At 59.6% G+C, this 17,953-nt stretch carries 15 protein-coding genes and 1 pseudogene; 10 read left to right on the top strand and 6 right to left on the bottom strand.

The window, feature by feature from the left end; translation table 11 throughout:
• Nucleotides 1-34: 34 nt before the first annotated feature.
• The 6 genes from odhB (at nucleotide 35) to M5C56_RS19220 (ending at nucleotide 7,395) form a co-directional block, all read left to right on the top strand.
• Nucleotides 35-1,258: a 2-oxoglutarate dehydrogenase complex dihydrolipoyllysine-residue succinyltransferase gene (odhB, locus tag M5C56_RS19250; RefSeq protein WP_100940870.1), complete on the top strand. Its 1,224-nt coding sequence runs from the start codon at nucleotides 35-37 to the stop codon at nucleotides 1,256-1,258.
• 110 nt (nucleotides 1,259-1,368) lie between these two features.
• Entirely contained in the window at nucleotides 1,369-2,808 is a 1,440-nt protein-coding gene (lpdA, locus tag M5C56_RS19245) for a dihydrolipoyl dehydrogenase (RefSeq protein WP_103498764.1), read from the top strand.
• Between the two features lie 197 nt (nucleotides 2,809-3,005).
• Nucleotides 3,006-4,172, top strand: coding sequence for an ADP-forming succinate--CoA ligase subunit beta (gene sucC, locus M5C56_RS19240; RefSeq protein WP_103498765.1), 1,167 nt, complete (start codon nucleotides 3,006-3,008; stop codon nucleotides 4,170-4,172).
• A complete protein-coding gene (sucD, locus tag M5C56_RS19235; RefSeq protein ID WP_019692317.1) occupies nucleotides 4,172-5,053 on the top strand; it encodes a succinate--CoA ligase subunit alpha in 882 nt (293 codons plus the stop codon). Before sucC ends, sucD begins: the two co-directional genes overlap by 1 nt.
• Nucleotides 5,054-5,342: 289 nt before the next feature.
• Nucleotides 5,343-6,656 (top strand): branched-chain amino acid transport system II carrier protein, encoded by a 1,314-nt coding sequence (brnQ, locus tag M5C56_RS19230; protein ID WP_103498766.1) that lies wholly within the window; start codon nucleotides 5,343-5,345, stop codon nucleotides 6,654-6,656.
• Nucleotides 6,657-6,711: 55 nt separating this feature from the next.
• Nucleotides 6,712-7,395: a TetR/AcrR family transcriptional regulator gene (locus M5C56_RS19220; protein ID WP_349292292.1), complete on the top strand. Its 684-nt coding sequence runs from the start codon at nucleotides 6,712-6,714 to the stop codon at nucleotides 7,393-7,395.
• A 301-nt stretch (nucleotides 7,396-7,696) separates the two neighbouring features.
• Here M5C56_RS19220 and M5C56_RS19215 read toward each other — a convergent pair.
• The 3 genes and pseudogenes from M5C56_RS19215 to M5C56_RS19205 form a co-directional block, all read right to left on the bottom strand.
• A pseudogene (locus tag M5C56_RS19215) lies at nucleotides 7,697-8,530 on the bottom strand (AMP-binding protein); the annotation flags it as partial.
• Nucleotides 8,531-8,833: 303 nt separating this feature from the next.
• Nucleotides 8,834-10,510: an MFS transporter gene (locus M5C56_RS19210; RefSeq protein WP_281438847.1), complete on the bottom strand. Its 1,677-nt coding sequence runs from the start codon at nucleotides 10,508-10,510 to the stop codon at nucleotides 8,834-8,836.
• A 353-nt stretch (nucleotides 10,511-10,863) separates the two neighbouring features.
• Complete coding sequence (locus M5C56_RS19205) at nucleotides 10,864-11,109, bottom strand: hypothetical protein (protein ID WP_103498768.1); 246 nt, start codon at nucleotides 11,107-11,109, stop codon at nucleotides 10,864-10,866.
• A 166-nt stretch (nucleotides 11,110-11,275) separates the two neighbouring features.
• Here M5C56_RS19205 and M5C56_RS19200 point away from each other — a divergent pair, with 166 nt between their 5' ends.
• The 4 genes from M5C56_RS19200 (at nucleotide 11,276) to M5C56_RS19185 (ending at nucleotide 14,993) form a co-directional block, all read left to right on the top strand.
• On the top strand, nucleotides 11,276-11,752 hold the full coding sequence (locus M5C56_RS19200) for a PaaI family thioesterase (RefSeq protein WP_103498783.1): 477 nt from the start codon (nucleotides 11,276-11,278) through the stop codon (nucleotides 11,750-11,752).
• On the top strand, nucleotides 11,749-12,204 hold the full coding sequence (locus M5C56_RS19195) for a PaaI family thioesterase (RefSeq protein WP_103498769.1): 456 nt from the start codon (nucleotides 11,749-11,751) through the stop codon (nucleotides 12,202-12,204). The genes M5C56_RS19200 and M5C56_RS19195 overlap by 4 nt, the downstream gene beginning before the upstream one ends.
• 89 nt (nucleotides 12,205-12,293) lie before the next feature.
• Complete coding sequence (gene htpG / locus M5C56_RS19190; protein WP_103498784.1) at nucleotides 12,294-14,198, top strand: molecular chaperone HtpG; 1,905 nt, start codon at nucleotides 12,294-12,296, stop codon at nucleotides 14,196-14,198.
• A gap of 66 nt (nucleotides 14,199-14,264) precedes the next feature.
• Nucleotides 14,265-14,993, top strand: coding sequence for a dienelactone hydrolase family protein (locus M5C56_RS19185; RefSeq protein ID WP_103498770.1), 729 nt, complete (start codon nucleotides 14,265-14,267; stop codon nucleotides 14,991-14,993).
• A 174-nt stretch (nucleotides 14,994-15,167) separates the two neighbouring features.
• On the opposite strand, the gene M5C56_RS19180 is transcribed toward M5C56_RS19185, so the two are convergent.
• From M5C56_RS19180 to fabB, 3 genes are all read right to left on the bottom strand, one after another.
• A complete protein-coding gene (locus tag M5C56_RS19180) occupies nucleotides 15,168-16,052 on the bottom strand; it encodes a pirin family protein (RefSeq protein ID WP_103498771.1) in 885 nt (294 codons plus the stop codon).
• 62 nt (nucleotides 16,053-16,114) lie between these two features.
• Nucleotides 16,115-16,531: an OsmC family protein gene (locus M5C56_RS19175; RefSeq protein ID WP_103498772.1), complete on the bottom strand. Its 417-nt coding sequence runs from the start codon at nucleotides 16,529-16,531 to the stop codon at nucleotides 16,115-16,117.
• Nucleotides 16,532-16,725: 194 nt separating this feature from the next.
• Nucleotides 16,726-17,946, bottom strand: coding sequence for a beta-ketoacyl-ACP synthase I (gene fabB / locus M5C56_RS19170; RefSeq protein ID WP_103498773.1), 1,221 nt, complete (start codon nucleotides 17,944-17,946; stop codon nucleotides 16,726-16,728).
• Nucleotides 17,947-17,953: the final 7 nt, after the last annotated feature.

Raw genomic sequence — 17,953 nt, 5'->3', positions numbered from 1 at the left:
CGCACCTGAAACCGAATTTAAGGAACCACAGATAATGGCTATCGAGATCAAAGCCCCCACTTTCCCGGAATCGGTTGCCGATGGCACCGTTGCCACCTGGCACAAAAAACCGGGCGAAGCTGTCAAGCGTGACGACCTGATCGTCGACATCGAAACCGACAAAGTGGTCCTGGAAGTACTGGCTACCGCTGACGGCGTGCTGGGCGCTATCGTCAAGAACGAAGGCGACACCGTTCTGTCCGACGAAGTCCTGGGCTCCATCGTTGAAGGCGGCGCTGCTGCTGCCGCTCCTGCCGCCGCCGCTGCTCCTGCGGCTGCCCAGGCTGCTGCTCCGGCCGCTGCTGGCGAAGACGATCCCGTGGCCGCACCGGCGGCTCGCAAGTTGGCTGAAGAAAACGGCATCAACATCGCTTCCGTTGCCGGCACCGGCAAGGGCGGTCGTGTGACCAAGGAAGACGTGGTGGCTGCTGTTGCCGCCAAGAAAGCCGCGCCTGCCGCTGCTCCAGCCAAGGCTGCTGCTCCGGCTGCCGCCGCCCCGGTGTTCGCTGCCGGCGACCGCGTCGAGAAGCGTGTGCCGATGACCCGCGTTCGCGCCACCGTGGCCAAGCGCCTGGTTGAAGCACAGTCGAACATGGCGATGCTGACCACGTTCAACGAAGTGAACATGAAGCCGATCATGGACCTGCGTTCGAAGTACAAGGACCTGTTCGAGAAGACCCACAACGGCGTGCGCCTGGGCTTCATGTCGTTCTTCGTGAAAGCGGCCACCGAAGCGCTGAAACGCTTCCCGGCAGTCAACGCTTCCATCGACGGCGCCGATATCGTCTACCACGGCTACTCCGACGTCGGTGTCGCGGTGTCCAGCGATCGTGGCCTGGTGGTCCCGGTCCTGCGCAACGCCGAGCTGATGAGCCTGGCCGAGATCGAAAACGGCATCGCCACCTACGGCAAGAAAGCCCGTGACGGCAAGCTGTCCATCGACGAGATGACCGGTGGTACGTTCACCATCACCAACGGTGGTACATTCGGTTCCCTGCTGTCGACGCCGATCGTCAACCCGCCACAAGCCGCCATCCTGGGCATGCACAACATCAACGAGCGCCCGATGGCGGTCAAAGGTGAAGTGGTGATCCTGCCGATGATGTACCTGGCGCTGTCCTACGATCACCGCCTGATCGACGGTAAGGAAGCGGTGTCTTTCCTGGTGACTATCAAGAACCTGCTGGAAGACCCGGCTCGTCTGCTGCTGGATATCTGATTGCGCCCAGGGGGGCAGGGCGCTGGCGCCTTGCCCGCTTGAACGATCAGCTTCGTCCCACGACGGTCCCCACGCGGGGCCGTCCGGTTTGATTCGATAAGGAATGACACATGACTCAGAAATTCGACGTGGTAGTGATTGGCGCGGGCCCTGGCGGCTATGTAGCCGCCATCAAGGCAGCGCAACTTGGTCTCAAGACTGCCTGCATCGAGAAGTACCAGGATAAAGAGGGCAAGCTGGCCCTCGGCGGTACTTGCCTGAACGTTGGCTGCATTCCATCCAAGGCGCTGCTGGACAGCTCCTGGAAGTACCATGAAGCCAAGGATGGGTTCGCCATCCACGGTATCTCCACCGGCGCCGTGAAAATGGACGTCGCCGCGATGGTTGGCCGCAAGGCCGGTATCGTGAAGAACCTGACCGGCGGCGTGGCCATGCTGTTCAAGGCCAATGGCGTGACTTCGATCGAAGGCCACGGCAAGCTGTTGGCCGGCAAGAAAGTCGAAGTGACCAAGCCTGATGGCACGGTTGAAGTGATCGAAGCCGAGAACGTGATCCTGGCTCCAGGTTCGCGTCCGATCGACATTCCACCTGCCCCGGTTGACCAGAACGTGATCGTCGATTCGACCGGCGCCCTGGAATTCCAATCCGTACCGAAGCGCCTCGGCGTGATCGGCGCGGGCGTGATCGGTCTGGAACTGGGTTCCGTCTGGTCCCGTCTGGGTTCTGAAGTGACCGTGCTGGAAGCCCTGGATACTTTCCTGATGGCTGCCGACACCGCCGTCTCCAAGGAAGCGCTGAAAACCCTGACCAAACAGGGTCTGGACATCAAGCTGGGCGCTCGCGTGACCGGTTCCAAGGTCAACAAGGGCAAGGAAGTGGTGGTGACCTACACCAACTCCGAAGGCGAACAGACCATTACTTTCGACAAACTGATCGTGGCCGTTGGCCGTCGCCCAGTGACCACCGACCTGCTGTCGGCTGATTGCGGCGTGACCCTCGACGAGCGCGGTTTCGTCCACGTTGACGATCACTGCGCCACCACCGTGCCGGGCGTCTACGCCATCGGTGACGTGGTTCGCGGCATGATGCTGGCACACAAGGCCTCGGAAGAGGGCATCATGGTTGTCGAGCGCATCAAGGGCCACAAAGCCCAGATGAACTACGACCTGATCCCGTCGGTTATCTACACCCACCCGGAAATTGCATGGGTCGGTAAAACCGAACAGGCTTTGAAAGCCGAAGGCGTTGAAGTTAACATCGGCACCTTCCCGTTCGCCGCCAGTGGCCGTGCCATGGCAGCCAACGATACCGGCGGTTTCGTCAAGGTCATCGCTGATGCCAAGACCGACCGCATCCTGGGCGTCCACGTGATTGGCCCAAGCGCTGCCGAGCTGGTACAGCAAGGCGCGATCGGTATGGAATTCGGCACCAGCGCCGAAGACATCGGCATGATGGTTTTCTCCCATCCGACCCTGTCCGAAGCGTTGCACGAAGCGGCGTTGGCAGTGAATGGCGGCGCCATCCACATTGCCAACAAGAAAAAACGCTGAGTAGATAATAAGAAACCACGGCGGTCTGCCCGTCGTGAGCCTTGTGCGCAAGACTCACCGCGGAACGTCCGCTGGACGCAGTCTTGCGTCGTCGGGCCGGGCAACCGGAAAACGACGCAAGCAGCAGTCACAGGTGGTGCGGCACTGCAATCAGTGCAGCACCGAATGCGCAGTACCTAACGAAGACGGTAAAAAGCATGAATCTTCACGAGTATCAGGGTAAGCAGCTGTTCGCTGAGTACGGCCTGCCAGTATCCCAGGGTTTTGCGGTAGATACCCCGGAAGCAGCAGCAGAAGCTTGCGACAAGATCGGTGGGACCGAGTGGGTTGTCAAAGCCCAGGTCCACGCTGGTGGTCGCGGTAAAGCGGGCGGCGTTAAGCTGGTTCGCAGCAAAGAAGACGCTAAAGCCTTCGCACAGCAGTGGCTGGGCAAGCGTCTGGTGACCTATCAGACTGATGCCAATGGCCAGCCTGTCACCAAGATCCTGGTTGAATCGTGCACTGATATCGCTAAAGAGCTGTACCTGGGCGCTGTCGTTGACCGTTCGAGCCGTCGCATCGTGTTCATGGCTTCCACCGAAGGTGGCGTGGACATCGAGAAAATCGCTCACGACACCCCTGAGAAAATCCTCAAGGCCACTATCGATCCACTGGTTGGCGCTCAGCCATTCCAGGGTCGCGAGCTGGCATTCCAGCTGGGTCTGGAAGGCAAGCAAGTGACTCAGTTCGCCAAGATCTTCGTTGGTCTGGCCAAACTGTTCAAGGATCACGACCTGGCCCTGCTGGAAGTGAACCCGCTGGTGATCAAGGCCGACGGCGATCTGCATTGCCTCGATGCCAAGATCAACATCGACGCCAACGCCATGTACCGTCAGCCCAAGCTGAAAACCTTCCACGATCCGTCCCAGGACGATCCGCGCGAAGCGCACGCTGCCAAGTTCGAACTGAACTACGTAGCCCTGGAAGGCAACATCGGTTGCATGGTCAACGGTGCCGGCCTGGCCATGGGTACCATGGACATCGTCAACCTGCATGGCGGCAAACCAGCCAACTTCCTCGACGTGGGCGGTGGTGCAACCAAGGAACGCGTAACTGAAGCGTTCAAGATCATTCTGTCCGACACCAACGTCGCGGCCGTACTGGTCAACATCTTCGGCGGCATCGTTCGCTGCGACATGATTGCCGAAGGCATCATCGGCGCTGTGAAAGAAGTCGGCGTGAAAATCCCGGTTGTTGTTCGCCTTGAAGGCAACAACGCTGAGCTGGGCGCTAAAGTACTGGCAGAAAGCGGTTTGAACATCATCGCTGCTACCAGCCTGACCGACGCTGCTCAACAAGTTGTCAAAGCTGCGGAGGGCAAATAATGAGCGTCCTGATCAATAAAGACACCAAGGTTATCTGCCAGGGTATCACCGGTTCGCAGGGTAGCTTCCACACCCAGCAAGCCATCGAATACGGCACCAAGATGGTTGGTGGCGTAACTCCGGGCAAAGGCGGCACCGAGCACCTGGGCCTGCCCGTGTTCAACACCGTGAAAGACGCTGTAGCTGCCACTGGCGCCACCGCCAGCGTGATCTACGTTCCAGCTCCTTTCTGCAAGGACTCGATCCTGGAAGCAGCGTTCGGCGGCATCAAGCTGATCGTCTGCATCACCGAAGGCATTCCGACCCTGGACATGCTGGACGCCAAGGTCAAATGCGACGAGCTGGGCGTGATCCTGATCGGCCCTAACTGCCCAGGCGTGATCACTCCAGGCGAATGCAAGATCGGCATCATGCCAGGTCACATTCACTTGCCAGGCAAGGTCGGTATCGTTTCCCGTTCCGGCACCCTGACCTACGAAGCTGTGAAGCAGACCACTGACGCCGGTTTCGGTCAGTCGACTTGCGTCGGCATCGGCGGTGACCCGATCCCGGGCTCGAACTTCATCGACATCCTGAAGCTGTTCCAGGAAGACCCGAAGACCGAAGCGATCGTCATGATCGGTGAGATCGGCGGTTCGGCTGAAGAAGAAGCGGCGGCCTACATCAAGGCCCACGTGACCAAGCCGGTTGTTTCCTACATTGCTGGTGTGACTGCCCCTGCGGGCAAGCGCATGGGCCATGCGGGCGCAATCATCTCCGGCGGCAAGGGCACTGCGGACGAGAAGTTCGCTGCCCTGCAAGACGCAGGCGTGAAAACCGTGCGTTCGCTGGCAGACATTGGCAAGGCCCTGGCCGAGCTGACCGGTTGGGCGGTCAAGTAAGCCTCGCGCTTAGCTGACGCAATACCGGCAAAGGCCACCTTCGGGTGGCCTTTGTGCTTTCTGGGTTTCATATGAAAACGCGACCTGAAAGTGTCGCTCGCAGGACATGATCGCCCTCAAATAGTGCGCCTTGCACCTGAGTTTGCTAGGATGCCCGCCTCTTTGCGTCCGCTGCCCACAAGGCCGCCGCGCGCTAAACGGGTCAACCCCATACGGGTCGACAGCATTTCCCTCACCCCACGGGAAATCCCTCTCTAAATTCCGATTCAGCAGTGTGGTATTTCCTGAAATGAAAGTGTTGAAAGGCCAGGACATCCTGGCACTTGGTTTTATGACCTTTGCCCTGTTCGTCGGGGCCGGCAACATCATCTTCCCCCCGATCGTCGGTTTGCAGTCCGGACCCCATGTCTGGATGGCGGCGTTGGGCTTCCTGATCACCGGGGTCGGCCTGCCGGTCATCACCGTGGTCGCGCTGGCCAAGGTCGGCGGTGCCATGGATGCCCTGAGCAGCCCCATCGGCAAGGTCGCCGGCGGTTTGTTGGCCGCGGCCTGCTACCTGGCGGTCGGCCCGCTGTTCGCCACCCCGCGCACGGCCACTGTGTCCTTCGAAGTCGGCCTAGCGCCGTTGACCGGTGAAAGCCCACTGGCGCTGCTGCTCTACAGCTCGGTGTACTTCCTGCTGGTGTTCTTCATTTCCCTGTACCCCGGGCGCCTGCTGGACACTGTCGGGCGTTTCCTCGCCCCGCTGAAGATCATTGCCCTGGCGGCCCTGGGCATCGCGGCGTTTGCCTTGCCGGCCGGCGATATCGGCACGGCCACCCCCGAGTATGTCGCGGCTCCGTTCTCCCAGGGTTTCATCAATGGCTACCTGACCATGGATACCCTCGGTGCCCTGGTGTTCGGTATCGTCATCGTCAATGCCATCCGTTCCCGCGGTGTCGATTCGCCCCGGCTGATCACCCGCTACGCGATCATTGCCGGGTTGATTGCCGGGCTCGGCCTGGCGCTGGTGTATATCAGCCTGTTCCGCCTGGGTTCGGGCAGCCATGAAATCGCGGCCGGTGCCAGCAATGGCGCGGCGGTGCTGCACGCCTATGTGCAACATACCTTCGGCTCCCTGGGCAGCGGTTTCCTCGCGGTGCTGATCTCCCTGGCGTGCCTGGTGACGGCGGTGGGCCTGACCTGCGCCTGTGCCGAGTACTTCAGCCGTGTCCTGCCGCTGTCCTACAAGAGCCTGGTGATCATCCTGGCGGCGTTCTCGCTGCTGGTGTCGAACCTGGGGCTGACCAAGCTGATTGCCTTCTCGATCCCGGTCCTGACCGCGATCTACCCGCCGTGCATCGCCCTGGTGGCCCTGAGCTTCTGCCAGTCGTTCTGGCATGCCCAGGGGCGGATCGTCGGGCCGGTGATGCTGGTGTCGTTGTTGTTCGGCATGATCGACGCCCTCAAGGGCGCCGGGCTGGCGGACTGGATGCCGGCGCAGCTGTCGCACCTGCCGTTGAGCGAGCAGGGCCTGGCCTGGCTGGTGCCGTCGGTGGTGATGCTGGCGATTGCGGTGGTGATCGACCGCCTGCTCGGCAAGCCTGACGAAGTCCTGGCCTGAGGCGCCCGCCCGGCGGGTTGTGGATAAGTCAGCGTGCCCTGTGTTGGATGGCGACATGGGGCATTTTTTTGCCTCCCTGTCAGCCAGTCAATGTATTATTGCGAGCATGCCTAATACCGATCCTTCCAAAAAAACTGCCAGCCCCCCAGTACGTGGACGTCCTCGAGAGTTCGACGTTGACGCTATTTCCGAGGTCGTTGCGCATGTTTTCTGGGCACGAGGGTATCGCGGTACCTCACTGGACGAAATCTGTAAGGCCACCGGGTTGATGCGTGGCAGCTTGTACGGTGCTTTTGGCGACAAGCACGGCATGCTGCTGGCCGCTATCGAGCATTACAGCGACGGTTCTATTGCCCAGTTGGCGGCTCGACTCAATTCCAGCGAACCCGCCGATCAGGCCCTCAGGGCGGCGTTGCTGCATTACACCCGCTCTGCTTCAGCGCTCGAAGGCCTGGATGGTTGCTTCATTGTCAACACCACGCTGGAAATGATGCCGGAAGACACGCAGTTGCATGCGCGCATAGAATCGTTCATGAGTCGGACCCTGACTCTGCTGACGGCAGCGGTCATTCGCGGTCAGTCCGAAGGGGTGTTCAATTCGACCTTGAATGAGAAAACAGTGGGCGATTTCCTGCTGTGCATGATCCAGGGGCTGCGGGTATTCGGCAAAATGGTCCACGAAGAGTCACGCTTGACGGCCATTGTCGATATGTCCATGGCGGCCATTGCCAAGCGATGACCACCCCGGTTGGGGTGGCCATCGGTTCAGTCTCAGGTTCGACCTAGCTCATCAAATCTTCTTGAACACATACTGGTAGACGCTGCTGGATACTTTCAGCTCGCCATCCTGCAGGCAATATTTCTCGATCAGTTCAAGGGCGGCTTGTTTGGGCCACCACTCTCGAGCAAGGCCTCAAGGGCGGTGAAAATGTTCTTCAGGGCGTGAAGATGTCATTGGCGCAGGCCTTCAGCCACAGGCTAAGCTCCGTCTTGAGGGGCTCGTCGTAGCTATTTCCGAGCAGTACGTTGCTTAGGCCTGTCAGGTAGATGGGGGCGTCGCCATAAATGATGGTCTTGATCCCCTTGCCGTCGTAGCCTTGGCGGCGGGCCTGCTCGACCATGCATGTGAACATGGTGGGGGCTGCGAACAAGGTGATATTGCCGAACCCGCTCGCCAGCTCGAACAGTTCGTCGGCGTTGAAGTCGCGAGACTCCGGGACGACATGGCGAGCGGTACGACGCACATGGATCAGACTGTCGAGCCCGGCACAATGAGACATCGGCGCGGCATACACCACAGCCTCATCGGCATCGACTGGGTCGATATCGGCCGAACAGCCCTGTGACATGGCCATCAGGTTGCCGTGGCTCAGCATCACCCCCTTGAAGCGATCGCCAGGGCCACAGGTGTAGAACAGCCAGGCCAGGTCATCGGCCTGACGCGGACAGGGCTTATCCGGCGGCGAAGTGATCGAGGCCAGCGTTCCCATGTCCTCTCGATCCAGCTCCCGACATAGCTGGGGCAGGGCCCCCGGTACGAATACCTGGCCACCATCGGTGAAGATCAGCCGGGCCTTGGAGTTGCGCACGATCCAGCCAACCTCGACTAAGTGCAGCTTGCAGTCGATCGGCACCGCCACGGCACCGGCCCACCAGATGGCGTAGAGCAACTCAAGGTATTCGCAGCAGTTCTTCATGAACAGTGCGACCCGGTCACCGGGGGCAATACCGTGCTCTTCGATCAGGTGCGCGGCCCGGTGTCGGGCCAGGTCGGCAAAGGCGCCGTAGTTGGCGACTTGCCGCCGTCCCTCGAACAAGGCTGGACGCTTTGGATAGCGAAGTCCAGCTTCGTCCAGCCAGTTGGCGATATTCATGCTCGGCTCCTGAGTGCGAATGGCTTCCAGATCCATCTTTAAGTCCTGTTGAGCTGACTCTTCAAAGCTTGGGCCTCTGCAGGAGCTGCGAGGCCCGCAGTTGTTACTCGTAGGCGGGGGCCTGGGGGCGACTCTTGACGCAGTCAAGAATGCAGACGGGCAATAGGTCCTTCACGGCAGCGTGCTCCTTTATTTATTTTATGTTGTTATTTTGCTTTCTATAGTTTTACAGTCATGCGTAAACAACCCCCACTCTATGAAGGGTGATGGCTTTATTGTTTGGGTAGTGTTGTGGGGTGGATTTTAATTTGTCACCAAGGAGTTTTTTGACTGTGACGAAAATATCATCAGGCTGATGCTCGCGAGTAACCAGGCACCGATGCCACCATATAACATCAAGATACCAAAGCCATGGCTCAGGGCGTCGTGAATAGCACTTGATGGTACCAGAGTATTGAAGTTCGGGCTGATCAGCATATTACCGGAAGAAATCGAATCGGCCAGCGCGTGGAGTTGCACAGTGTCGATAGTATCCGGCAAGTGCTGTTTCAGTTGTGTGTACACGGCCTGTGAAAGAATAAGTCCCATCAGCGCAATATTGATGGCCAGCGAAATCATCCGGGCGCTCATGTCGATACCCGATGCCATACCTGCGCGACTGCTGTCCACGGAGCCGGTGGTGGTGTTGGTGACGGGCGTATTGGTGATGCCCAGGCCGATACCGGCAATCAGGCAGCCGGGTAGCAGGGTCAACCAACTGGCCTGTTCCAGGCTGCTGCCATATTTCATCAGCATGAAGCCCAGGCCGATGGTAAAGAGCCCGCAAGGAATCACGATGCTCGGGCGGTAGCGCAGGGCAAGCCGCTCACCGATGGGCGGGAATACCAGGGTCGGCAGGGTATAGGCGAGCAAGGACAGGCCAGCGGTGATCGGGTCGTAGCCCAGCCCGCTCTGGAAGTAGATGGGCAGGTAGATCATGAATGGCCAGAAGCTGAAGTTCATGCCGATCGAACCCAGCAGAGCGCCGGAAAAATTGCGGATCCTGAACACCGAGAAGTCGAACATGGGATGGGAGTGTTTCTTTTCCGCATACAGGAACAGCATGAAACTGATCACCGTCGCGGCCAGGATGCACAGGGCCTGGGGGCTGCCAAAGCCCAGGTCAGGGCCTTGGGTGATGTAGTAGGCCAAACCGAAAACTGTCAGGGACAGGGTCACGATGCCCATGGAATCGAGTTTCCTGACTTGTGGATCGCGTGACTCTTCGACACCGGCGAACACCAGGAGCAGGGTCGCGGCGGCAATCAGCACGTGGACCAGGAACACCCACTGCCAGCTGGAAATGGCCACGATCAGGCCCCCAATGATCGGGCCGAAGCCCAGGCCCATGCCGAATACGATGCCCCAGGCACCAAAGGCTTTGCTTCTCTCACGTCCTTCCTGGAACTGATGGGACAGGATGGCGACCTGCGCGATCAGCATCGCACCGCCCGCCAAGCCCTGAAGGAATCGGCTGGCGATCAGTACCGAGATCTCCTGTGCCAGGCCGCAGATCAATGAGGTGATAGCAAACGCCAGGATGCTGATAATGAATACGCGGCGACGGCCAAAGCGATCAGCCAGGGTGCCGGTGGCCATCATGATGGTTGTGCAGGCAATGGTGTAGGCATTCATGATCCATTGCATTTGTTTAAAGTCGGCCTGCAGCACTGTTTCCAGTCCAGGCAGAATAACCGGGACACTGGATATCTCCAGGCCGAACATCAGGGACGCCAGGCAGATAGCCGCCAATGCGATCCGGTTTTTTGAACCGTGGGAAAGGGACACAGACAAGCTCCTTGCAATTATCGAATAACGAAAATTGAAATTGATCCATAGGGCGAGTGGGAGTTTAACGAACACGCGGAGTTGTCCTGCGTGTAGCAATGCTGCGCATTTATAAGTTCTGTACGTTTGAACCGATAAGCCGGGGTAGGCCATTTTCCTTAATGGTTCGGCGGCGTCATGTCGATTGCCTCGAATAAGTGCGCGTCCATGCTCCTTCGGTCAGTGCCCGAATTTGCTGCTGTCGATAAATATTTATTGAATGTGGTGTGTTATTTTTTTCTGATTATTTGACTGATTGTTCAATATGTCAAGGAGTATCAGGAGTATCTGATCCAGAAAATCTTCTTGCTGCGGGGCTATGAAGGGGGATGGAGCCGGAGGAGCTGCTCTGTCGTGGGGGAGGCTGAAGGTGTTTGCGCCATAAAACACTCAACTCACAGACAAAAAAAAGCCCGCACAAGGCGGGCTTCCTTTTTTACTGCCGGATCTTCTCCGGCGAGCTTCCATCAGGAGCCGGTGGCTTCCTTGGATTGCTCTTCAACCGCCGCTTTGTTGGATTCAGCCTGAGCTTTGGCAGCTTCGGCGTTTTCCTTGGCGGCATCGTTCACCTTATCCTGAGCCTCGCTCATGCTTTTCTGAGCTTCCTGGGCGTGTTGGTTGGCGTCTTGAGCTTTGTCCTCGGATTTTTTATCGCAGGCGGCGAGACCGAGGGTAGCGGTCAACATCAAGGCAATAGCTAAAGTCTTACGCATGGGGGTGTTGCTCCTGTGTGGATATCACTGACTACTGGCCTTCAGAACACAGCCCCAAGGGATTAGTTCCTTGATTTTAAAAGATATATAAGTGCCGACCGAGCGGAACTTTTTCCTGATGTTTCGTTTTTATGGACGTTTTTCTCCGGATGAGAGCTATCAGTTCATGAGCCAGAACCCGATTTTCGAGCGTGCCACACGCTTTCTCAGCGCCATCCGCCACTGCCAGGTCCTCGGGCTGCGTTTGCACAGCGCCGATGCCACGGGGTTGACTGTGATCCTGCCCTACAGCGCCGAGATCGTCGGCGACCCGAACTCCGGGGTGATCCACGGCGGGGTGCTGACGACACTGATGGACACCGCCTGCGGCATGGCCACCCTGTGTGTCCTGCCTGAGTTCGAGGTCTGTCCGACCCTGGACCTGCGCATCGACTACATGCACCCGGCGGCACCGCACAAGGACGTCTACGGTTTCGCTGAATGTTATCGGGTGACCCGCGACATCATCTTCGCCCGCGGTTTTGCCTATCAGGATGATCCCCAGCAACCCATCGCCCACGTGGTCGGCACCTTCATGCGCATGGGCAAGGGCATCAAGGGTGCCCACAGCTTCAGCGGCTCGCTCAACGGCGGTGCGGCATGAGCAACGACTTCAAGAAAATGTTGCAACAAGCCCATCAGCAGGGCGACTACGGGCAATTGCTGGAGCTTATCCCCTACGCCAAGTTGATCGGTATCCAGTGCTCACGCCAGGGCGACGAGCTGTTGTTCTGCCTGCCGGCAAACAAGGACAATATCGGCAACCCGTTGCTGCCGGCGATTCACGGTGGCGTGATCGCCGGTTTCATGGAACTGGCCGCCGCCCTGCACCTGCTGGTGTTTACCGGTTCGCCGGGGGTGCCCAAGGTCATCGACTTTTCCGTCGACTATCTGCGCGCCGGGCAATATCGCGACACCTACGCCCGATGCGATCTCTGTCGCCAGGGCCGGCGGGTGGCGAACGTCGCCATCACGGCCTGGCAAAGCAGCGAGGCCGAGCCGATTGCCACCGCCCGGGCTCACTTCAAGATCGAGGAAACACTTCCGGGCACTTGAAATCCCCGTCATAGCCCCCAACTTTGATGACAACCCGCCGCCAACCCTTTCGGGGGCGGCCACTGCCATCCAATTGGAGTTTGATGACCATGAGTGTGGAAACTCAAAAGGAAACCCTGGGCTTCCAGACCGAGGTGAAGCAACTGCTGCACCTCATGATCCATTCGCTGTATTCCAACAAGGAAATTTTCCTTCGCGAATTGATCTCCAACGCCTCCGACGCTGTCGACAAATTACGTTTCGAAGCCCTGTCCAAGCCTGAGTTGCTGGAAGGTGGCGCGGAACTGAAAATCCGTGTGAGCTTCGACAAGGACGCCAACACCGTCACCCTCGAAGACAACGGTATCGGCATGAGCCGCGACGATGTGATCACCCACCTGGGGACCATCGCCAAATCCGGCACCGCCGATTTCATGAAGAACCTCTCGGGCGACCAGAAGAAGGACTCGCACCTGATCGGTCAGTTCGGCGTGGGCTTCTATTCGGCCTTTATCGTCGCCGACCAGGTTGAAGTGTTCAGCCGTCGCGCCGGCCTTTCCGCCAGCGAAGGCGTGCACTGGTCGTCCAAGGGCGAGGGCGAGTTCGAAGTCGCCACCGTCGAGAAAGCCGACCGTGGTACCCGCATCGTCCTGCACCTGAAGTCCGGTGAGAACGAGTTCGCCGATGGCTGGCGTCTGCGCAATATCATCAAGAAGTACTCCGACCATATCGCTTTGCCGATCGAGCTGCCGAAAGAAGTGGCTGCGGTCGAAGGCGAAGAGAAACCTGCCCTGGAATGGGAAACCGTCAACCGCGCCAGTGCCCTGTGGACCCGTCCGCGCACTGAAGTGACGGATACGGAATACCAGGAGTTCTACAAGCACATCGCCCATGACTTCGAGAACCCGCTGAGCTGGAGCCACAACAAGGTCGAAGGCAAGCTGGAATACAGCTCGTTGCTCTACGTACCGGCCCGTGCCCCGTTCGACCTGTACCAGCGTGAAGCGCCGAAAGGCCTCAAGCTCTATGTGCAGCGCGTGTTCGTCATGGACCAGGCCGAGTCCTTCCTGCCGCTGTACCTGCGCTTCATCAAGGGTGTGGTCGACTCCAACGACCTGTCCCTGAACGTGTCGCGGGAAATCCTGCAGAAAGACCCGATCATCGACTCGATGAAGTCGGCGCTGACCAAGCGTGTCCTCGACATGCTGGAAAAACTGGCGAAGAACGAGCCTGAGCAATACAAGGGCTTCTGGAAAAACTTCGGCCAGGTCATGAAAGAAGGCCCGGCTGAAGATTTCGCCAACAAGGAAAAAATTGCCGGCCTGCTGCGCTTCGCCTCCACCCTGGGTGACGACGGCGAGCAAGTGGTGTCCCTGGCCGAGTACCTGGCTCGCGCCAAGGAAGGCCAGGACAAGATCTACTTCCTGACCGGCGAAACCTACGCCCAGGTCAAGAACAGCCCGCACCTGGAAGTCTTCCGCAAGAAAGGCATCGAAGTGCTGCTGCTGACCGACCGTATCGACGAGTGGCTGATGAGCTACCTCAACGAGTTCGACGGCAAGAGCTTTGTCGACGTGGCCCGCGGTGACCTGGACCTGGGCAACCTGGACTCGGAAGAGGACAAGAAGGCTGCCGAGGAAGTCGCCAAGACCAAGGAAGGCCTGGTTGAGCGCATCAAGACCGCCCTGGGCGACGCTGTCAGCGAAGTGCGGGTTTCCCACCGCCTGACCGACTCCCCGGCGATCCTGGCCATCGGTGAGCAGGACCTGGGCTTGCAGATGCGCCAGATCCTCGAAGCGAGCGGGCAGAAGGTGCCGGACTCCAAGCCGATCTTCGAATTCAACCCGACGCACCCGCTGATCGAGAAGCTCGATGGCGAGCCGGACGAAGACCGCTTTGGCGATCTGTCGCACATCCTCCTCGACCAGGCGGCCCTGGCGGCCGGTGACAGCCTGAAGGATCCGGCGGCTTATGTGCGCCGCCTGAACAAGCTGTTGGTTGAGTTGTCGGTTTAAACTGGTTGTACGAAAACCCGCTTCGGCGGGTTTTTTTATCCTTGGATGTTTTTATCGGAGTCCGAAATGAGCCAAGTTACTGTGAGTTCGGTGGTCTATCAGATCGATGGCCAATCCTATGAGAGCCGTCTGGCCTTTGATGCCGGCCACAAGGGGCCACGTCCGGGCCTGCTGATGGCGCCGAACTGGATGGGCGTCAGCGCCGATGCCGAGAAGATCGCCCAGGCGGTCGCGGCCAAGGGGTATGTGGTGTTGATCGCCGACCTGTACGGTCAATCGGTTCGTCCTAGCAATGGCGATGAAGCCGGCGCGGCGATGATGCCGTTGAAAAATGACCGTGCCTTGTTGCGCAAGCGCATGCAGGCGGCGTTCGAGGCGCTGCAAAGCCAGGGTCTGGCCGTGGTGGATCCGGCGCAGCTGGCGACCTTCGGTTTCTGCTTCGGCGGTTGCTGCTCGCTGGAACTGGCTCGCACCGGCGCGCCGTTGAAAGCGACGGTGTCGTTCCACGGCACGCTGGATACGCCGAATCCGGCGGATGCACAGAACATCAAGGGCTCGGTGCTGGTGCTGCATGGCGCCTCCGACCCGTTGGTGCCGAAAGAGCAACTGCCGGCATTCGAAGAGGAAATGAATGCCGCGGGTATCGATTGGCAGCTGTTGAGCTACGGCGGCGCGGTGCATTCCTTCACCGACCCGCATGCCAATGTGCCGGGCATGATGATGTATGACGCGAAGACGGCCGGCCGTGCGTTTGTGTCGATGCACAATCTGCTGGAAGAAGTGTTCAAGGGTTAAGCGTTCTGGCGCTCTTGAGGGCCTCTTCGCGGGCAAGCCCTGCTCCTACAGGGTGGTGTCGTGCACAAATCTTGTGAACGAGAAAAAATTGTAGGAGCAGGGCTTGCCCGCGAAAGCGTCCTCAAGCACGCCGCAGACCTTGCTGATAAACCCGACTCGTAAGGTTTCTCTGATTCAGGTTTTTTCCGCCGCGGGCTTGCGCGGCAACTCGATCCGCTCGCTTTCCCCCGGCACCGTCGGCCAATCCCTGGCCGCCCAGCGTGCCCGTGCCTGATCAATCAACACCGGATCACTGGCCACGAAGTTCCAGTTCATCCGTCGTGGCCCATCCAGCGGCGCCCCGCCGATCACCACCAGATGACATTCACCCTCGGCGAACAGCGTGAGGCTTTCCCCGGTCGGCAGCACCACCAGGCTGCGCGGCTCCAGGGCTTCACCCTCCAGCTGTGCTTCGCCTGCCAGCACATAGACCGCACGCTCCTCATACTCATCCGCAATCAGCAGGGTGGTCCCGCTTTCCATGTGGATATCGGCATACAGCGTCGGCGACAGCACCGGCACCGGTGAGGTCAGGCAAAAGCCGCTACCGGCCACCAGGCGGATGCGCACCCCCAGATTGTCACTGACGGGCAGGCTGGCCGCCGGGTGATGGCTGTAATGCCCTGGGCCCTGTTCCAGCGCCTTGGGTGACGCCAGCCAGATCTGCAAGCCATGCAGGCTGGAACCACTGGCGACCAGATCGGCCGGGGTCCGTTCGACATGGGCGATGGCGCTGCCGGCGGTCATCCAGCTGACATCGCCAGGCTTGACGTGCTGCTCGGAGCCGAGACTGTCCTTGTGCACAATCTCGCCGTCGAACAGGTAGGTCAGGGTCGACAGGCCGATATGCGGGTGCTGCCGCACATTCATCCCGTGCCCCGGTGGATAGCGGGTTTCCAGCATATGGTCGAAAAACACGAAGGGTCCGACGCTGCGGCACTGGGCCGAGGGCAGGGGCCGCAGGATCGGTTGGCCTTCGACATCCTCGGCGCGAGGACGGATCACCAGTGGTGTGTTCATGGCAGGGTTTCCTGGCTCAGCGGGCGATGCGCAGAGCATAACCCGCTTTTTCGCCGCTGCCCTTACTGGCTGAACGCACCTTCGGACAACAGGGTTTCGATGCTGACTTCGGTGGTGGTCATCAACTTGTGGACCGGGCAGCGATCCGCGACTTTGTGCAACTCTTCGCGCTGGGCATCGCTGAGCACGCCCTTGAGGGTCAGTTTGACCAGCAGGCCGTACTTGCCTTTCTGTTCCTGGCTGTTGTCGCGCTTGACCTCGACGGTGACCCCGGTCAGCGGGATGCCTTTCTTCTGGGCATAGAGCTTGAGGGTCAGGGCCTTGCAGGTCCCCAGGGCGGCGTCGAAGTAGTCGTGGGGTTCCGGTGCGGAGCCTTCGCCCCCCGCCGTCTTGGGCACATCGGCAAACAACTGATGATCATCGATCTGCACGCTGTGACGAAAACCTTCGCTGGATTCGGTGTTGATGGTGATGGTCATGACAAACCTCATGAAGAGTGACGGGAAAATACCCTGAACTTTATAGAACACCGCACGGGGGTGATGTTCAGCTTTTTTCGCGCTCGTACCCCCCGATGGGACAATCGAGTCTCGCCGTCGGAATGGCGCCTTCCAACAGGCAAAAAAAAGCCCCGAACCGGTCGGGGCTTTTCTATCTCGCGATCAAGCCGGGCTTACTTGCCCTGCCAGCGCTTCAGGACCAGGGTGGCGTTGGTGCCGCCGAAGCCGAAGCTGTTGCTCATCACGTTGTTCAATTCAACGTTTTCGCGGGTCTTGGTCAGTACCGGCATGTCGGCGACTTCCGGGTCCAGCTCTTCGATGTTGGCGGAGCCGGCAATGAACTTGCCTTCCATCATCAGCAGGCAGTAGATCGCTTCGTGAACGCCGGCGGCGCCCAGGGAGTGACCGGACAGGCTCTTGGTCGAACTGATGACCGGGGCCTTGTCGCCGAAGACCGCACGCACACCTTCCATTTCCTTGGCATCGCCGACCGGAGTCGAGGTGCCGTGGGTGTTCAGGTAGTCGATCGGGCCGTCGACAGTGGCCATGGCCATCTGCATGCAACGGATCGCGCCTTCGCCGCTTGGCGCAACCATGTCGTAGCCGTCGGAAGTTGCACCGTAGCCGACGATTTCCGCGTAGATCTTCGCGCCACGGGCCAGAGCGTGTTCCAGCTCCTCGACCACCACCATGCCGCCACCGCCGGCGATGACAAAACCGTCACGCTTGGCGTCGTAGGCGCGGGAGGCCTTTTCCGGGGTTTCGTTGTACTGGGTGGACAACGCGCCCATGGCGTCGAACAGGAACGACTGGCTCCAATGTTCTTCCTCACCGCCACCAGCGAAGACGATGTCCTGCTTGCCCATCTGGATCTGCTCCAGGGCGGTACCGATGCAGTGGGCACTGGTGGCGCAGGCGGAGGAGATCGAGTAGTTCAGGCCCTTGATCTTGAACGGGGTGGCCAGGCAGGCGGAAACGGTGCTGCCCATGGTCCGGGTCACACGGTACGGACCGACGCGCTTGACGCCCTTTTCGCGCAGGATATCCAGCGCTTCCATCTGGTTCAGAGTCGAGGCGCCGCCCGAGCCGGCCACCAGGCCGGTACGCGGGTTGGACACCTGCTCTTCGCTCAGACCGGAGTCGGCGATGGCGTCTTTCATGGCCAGGTAGGCGTAAGCCGCCGCGTGGCCGACGAAGCGATAGATCTTGCGATCGATCAGCTCCTCGAGATTGAGGTCAATGGAGCCGGAAACCTGGCTACGCAGACCCATTTCGGCATATTCCGGGTTGAAGCGGATGCCAGGGCGGCTTGCACGCAGGTTAGCGGAGACGGTCTCTTTGTCATTGCCCAGGCACGAAACGATGCCCAGACCAGTGATAACGACGCGGCGCATGCGAATA

Origin of the sequence: Pseudomonas sp. MWU13-2862 (assembly GCF_023242495.1) — a bacterium.
Lineage (GTDB): Bacteria > Pseudomonadota > Gammaproteobacteria > Pseudomonadales > Pseudomonadaceae > Aquipseudomonas > Aquipseudomonas gingeri_D.
The sequence above is the reverse complement of the archived record's forward strand: the minus strand, read 5'-3'. Positions and strand labels throughout refer to the sequence as shown.

Bases quoted from the DNA above. Each gene is read 5' to 3' on its own strand.
- odhB (WP_100940870.1), top strand. From the start codon at position 35: ATGGCTATCGAGATCAAAGCCCCCACTTTCCCGGAATCGGTTGCCGAT.
- lpdA (WP_103498764.1), top strand. From the start codon at position 1,369: ATGACTCAGAAATTCGACGTGGTAGTGATTGGCGCGGGCCCTGGCGGC.
- sucC (WP_103498765.1), top strand. From the start codon at position 3,006: ATGAATCTTCACGAGTATCAGGGTAAGCAGCTGTTCGCTGAGTACGGC.
- sucD (WP_019692317.1), top strand. From the start codon at position 4,172: ATGAGCGTCCTGATCAATAAAGACACCAAGGTTATCTGCCAGGGTATC.
- brnQ (WP_103498766.1), top strand. From the start codon at position 5,343: ATGAAAGTGTTGAAAGGCCAGGACATCCTGGCACTTGGTTTTATGACC.
- M5C56_RS19220 (WP_349292292.1), top strand. From the start codon at position 6,712: ATGGGGCATTTTTTTGCCTCCCTGTCAGCCAGTCAATGTATTATTGCG.
- M5C56_RS19210 (WP_281438847.1), bottom strand. From the start codon at position 10,510: ATGGCCTACCCCGGCTTATCGGTTCAAACGTACAGAACTTATAAATGC.
- M5C56_RS19205 (WP_103498768.1), bottom strand. From the start codon at position 11,109: ATGCGTAAGACTTTAGCTATTGCCTTGATGTTGACCGCTACCCTCGGT.
- M5C56_RS19200 (WP_103498783.1), top strand. From the start codon at position 11,276: ATGAGCCAGAACCCGATTTTCGAGCGTGCCACACGCTTTCTCAGCGCC.
- M5C56_RS19195 (WP_103498769.1), top strand. From the start codon at position 11,749: ATGAGCAACGACTTCAAGAAAATGTTGCAACAAGCCCATCAGCAGGGC.
- htpG (WP_103498784.1), top strand. From the start codon at position 12,294: ATGAGTGTGGAAACTCAAAAGGAAACCCTGGGCTTCCAGACCGAGGTG.
- M5C56_RS19185 (WP_103498770.1), top strand. From the start codon at position 14,265: ATGAGCCAAGTTACTGTGAGTTCGGTGGTCTATCAGATCGATGGCCAA.
- M5C56_RS19180 (WP_103498771.1), bottom strand. From the start codon at position 16,052: ATGAACACACCACTGGTGATCCGTCCTCGCGCCGAGGATGTCGAAGGC.
- M5C56_RS19175 (WP_103498772.1), bottom strand. From the start codon at position 16,531: ATGACCATCACCATCAACACCGAATCCAGCGAAGGTTTTCGTCACAGC.
- fabB (WP_103498773.1), bottom strand. From the start codon at position 17,946: ATGCGCCGCGTCGTTATCACTGGTCTGGGCATCGTTTCGTGCCTGGGC.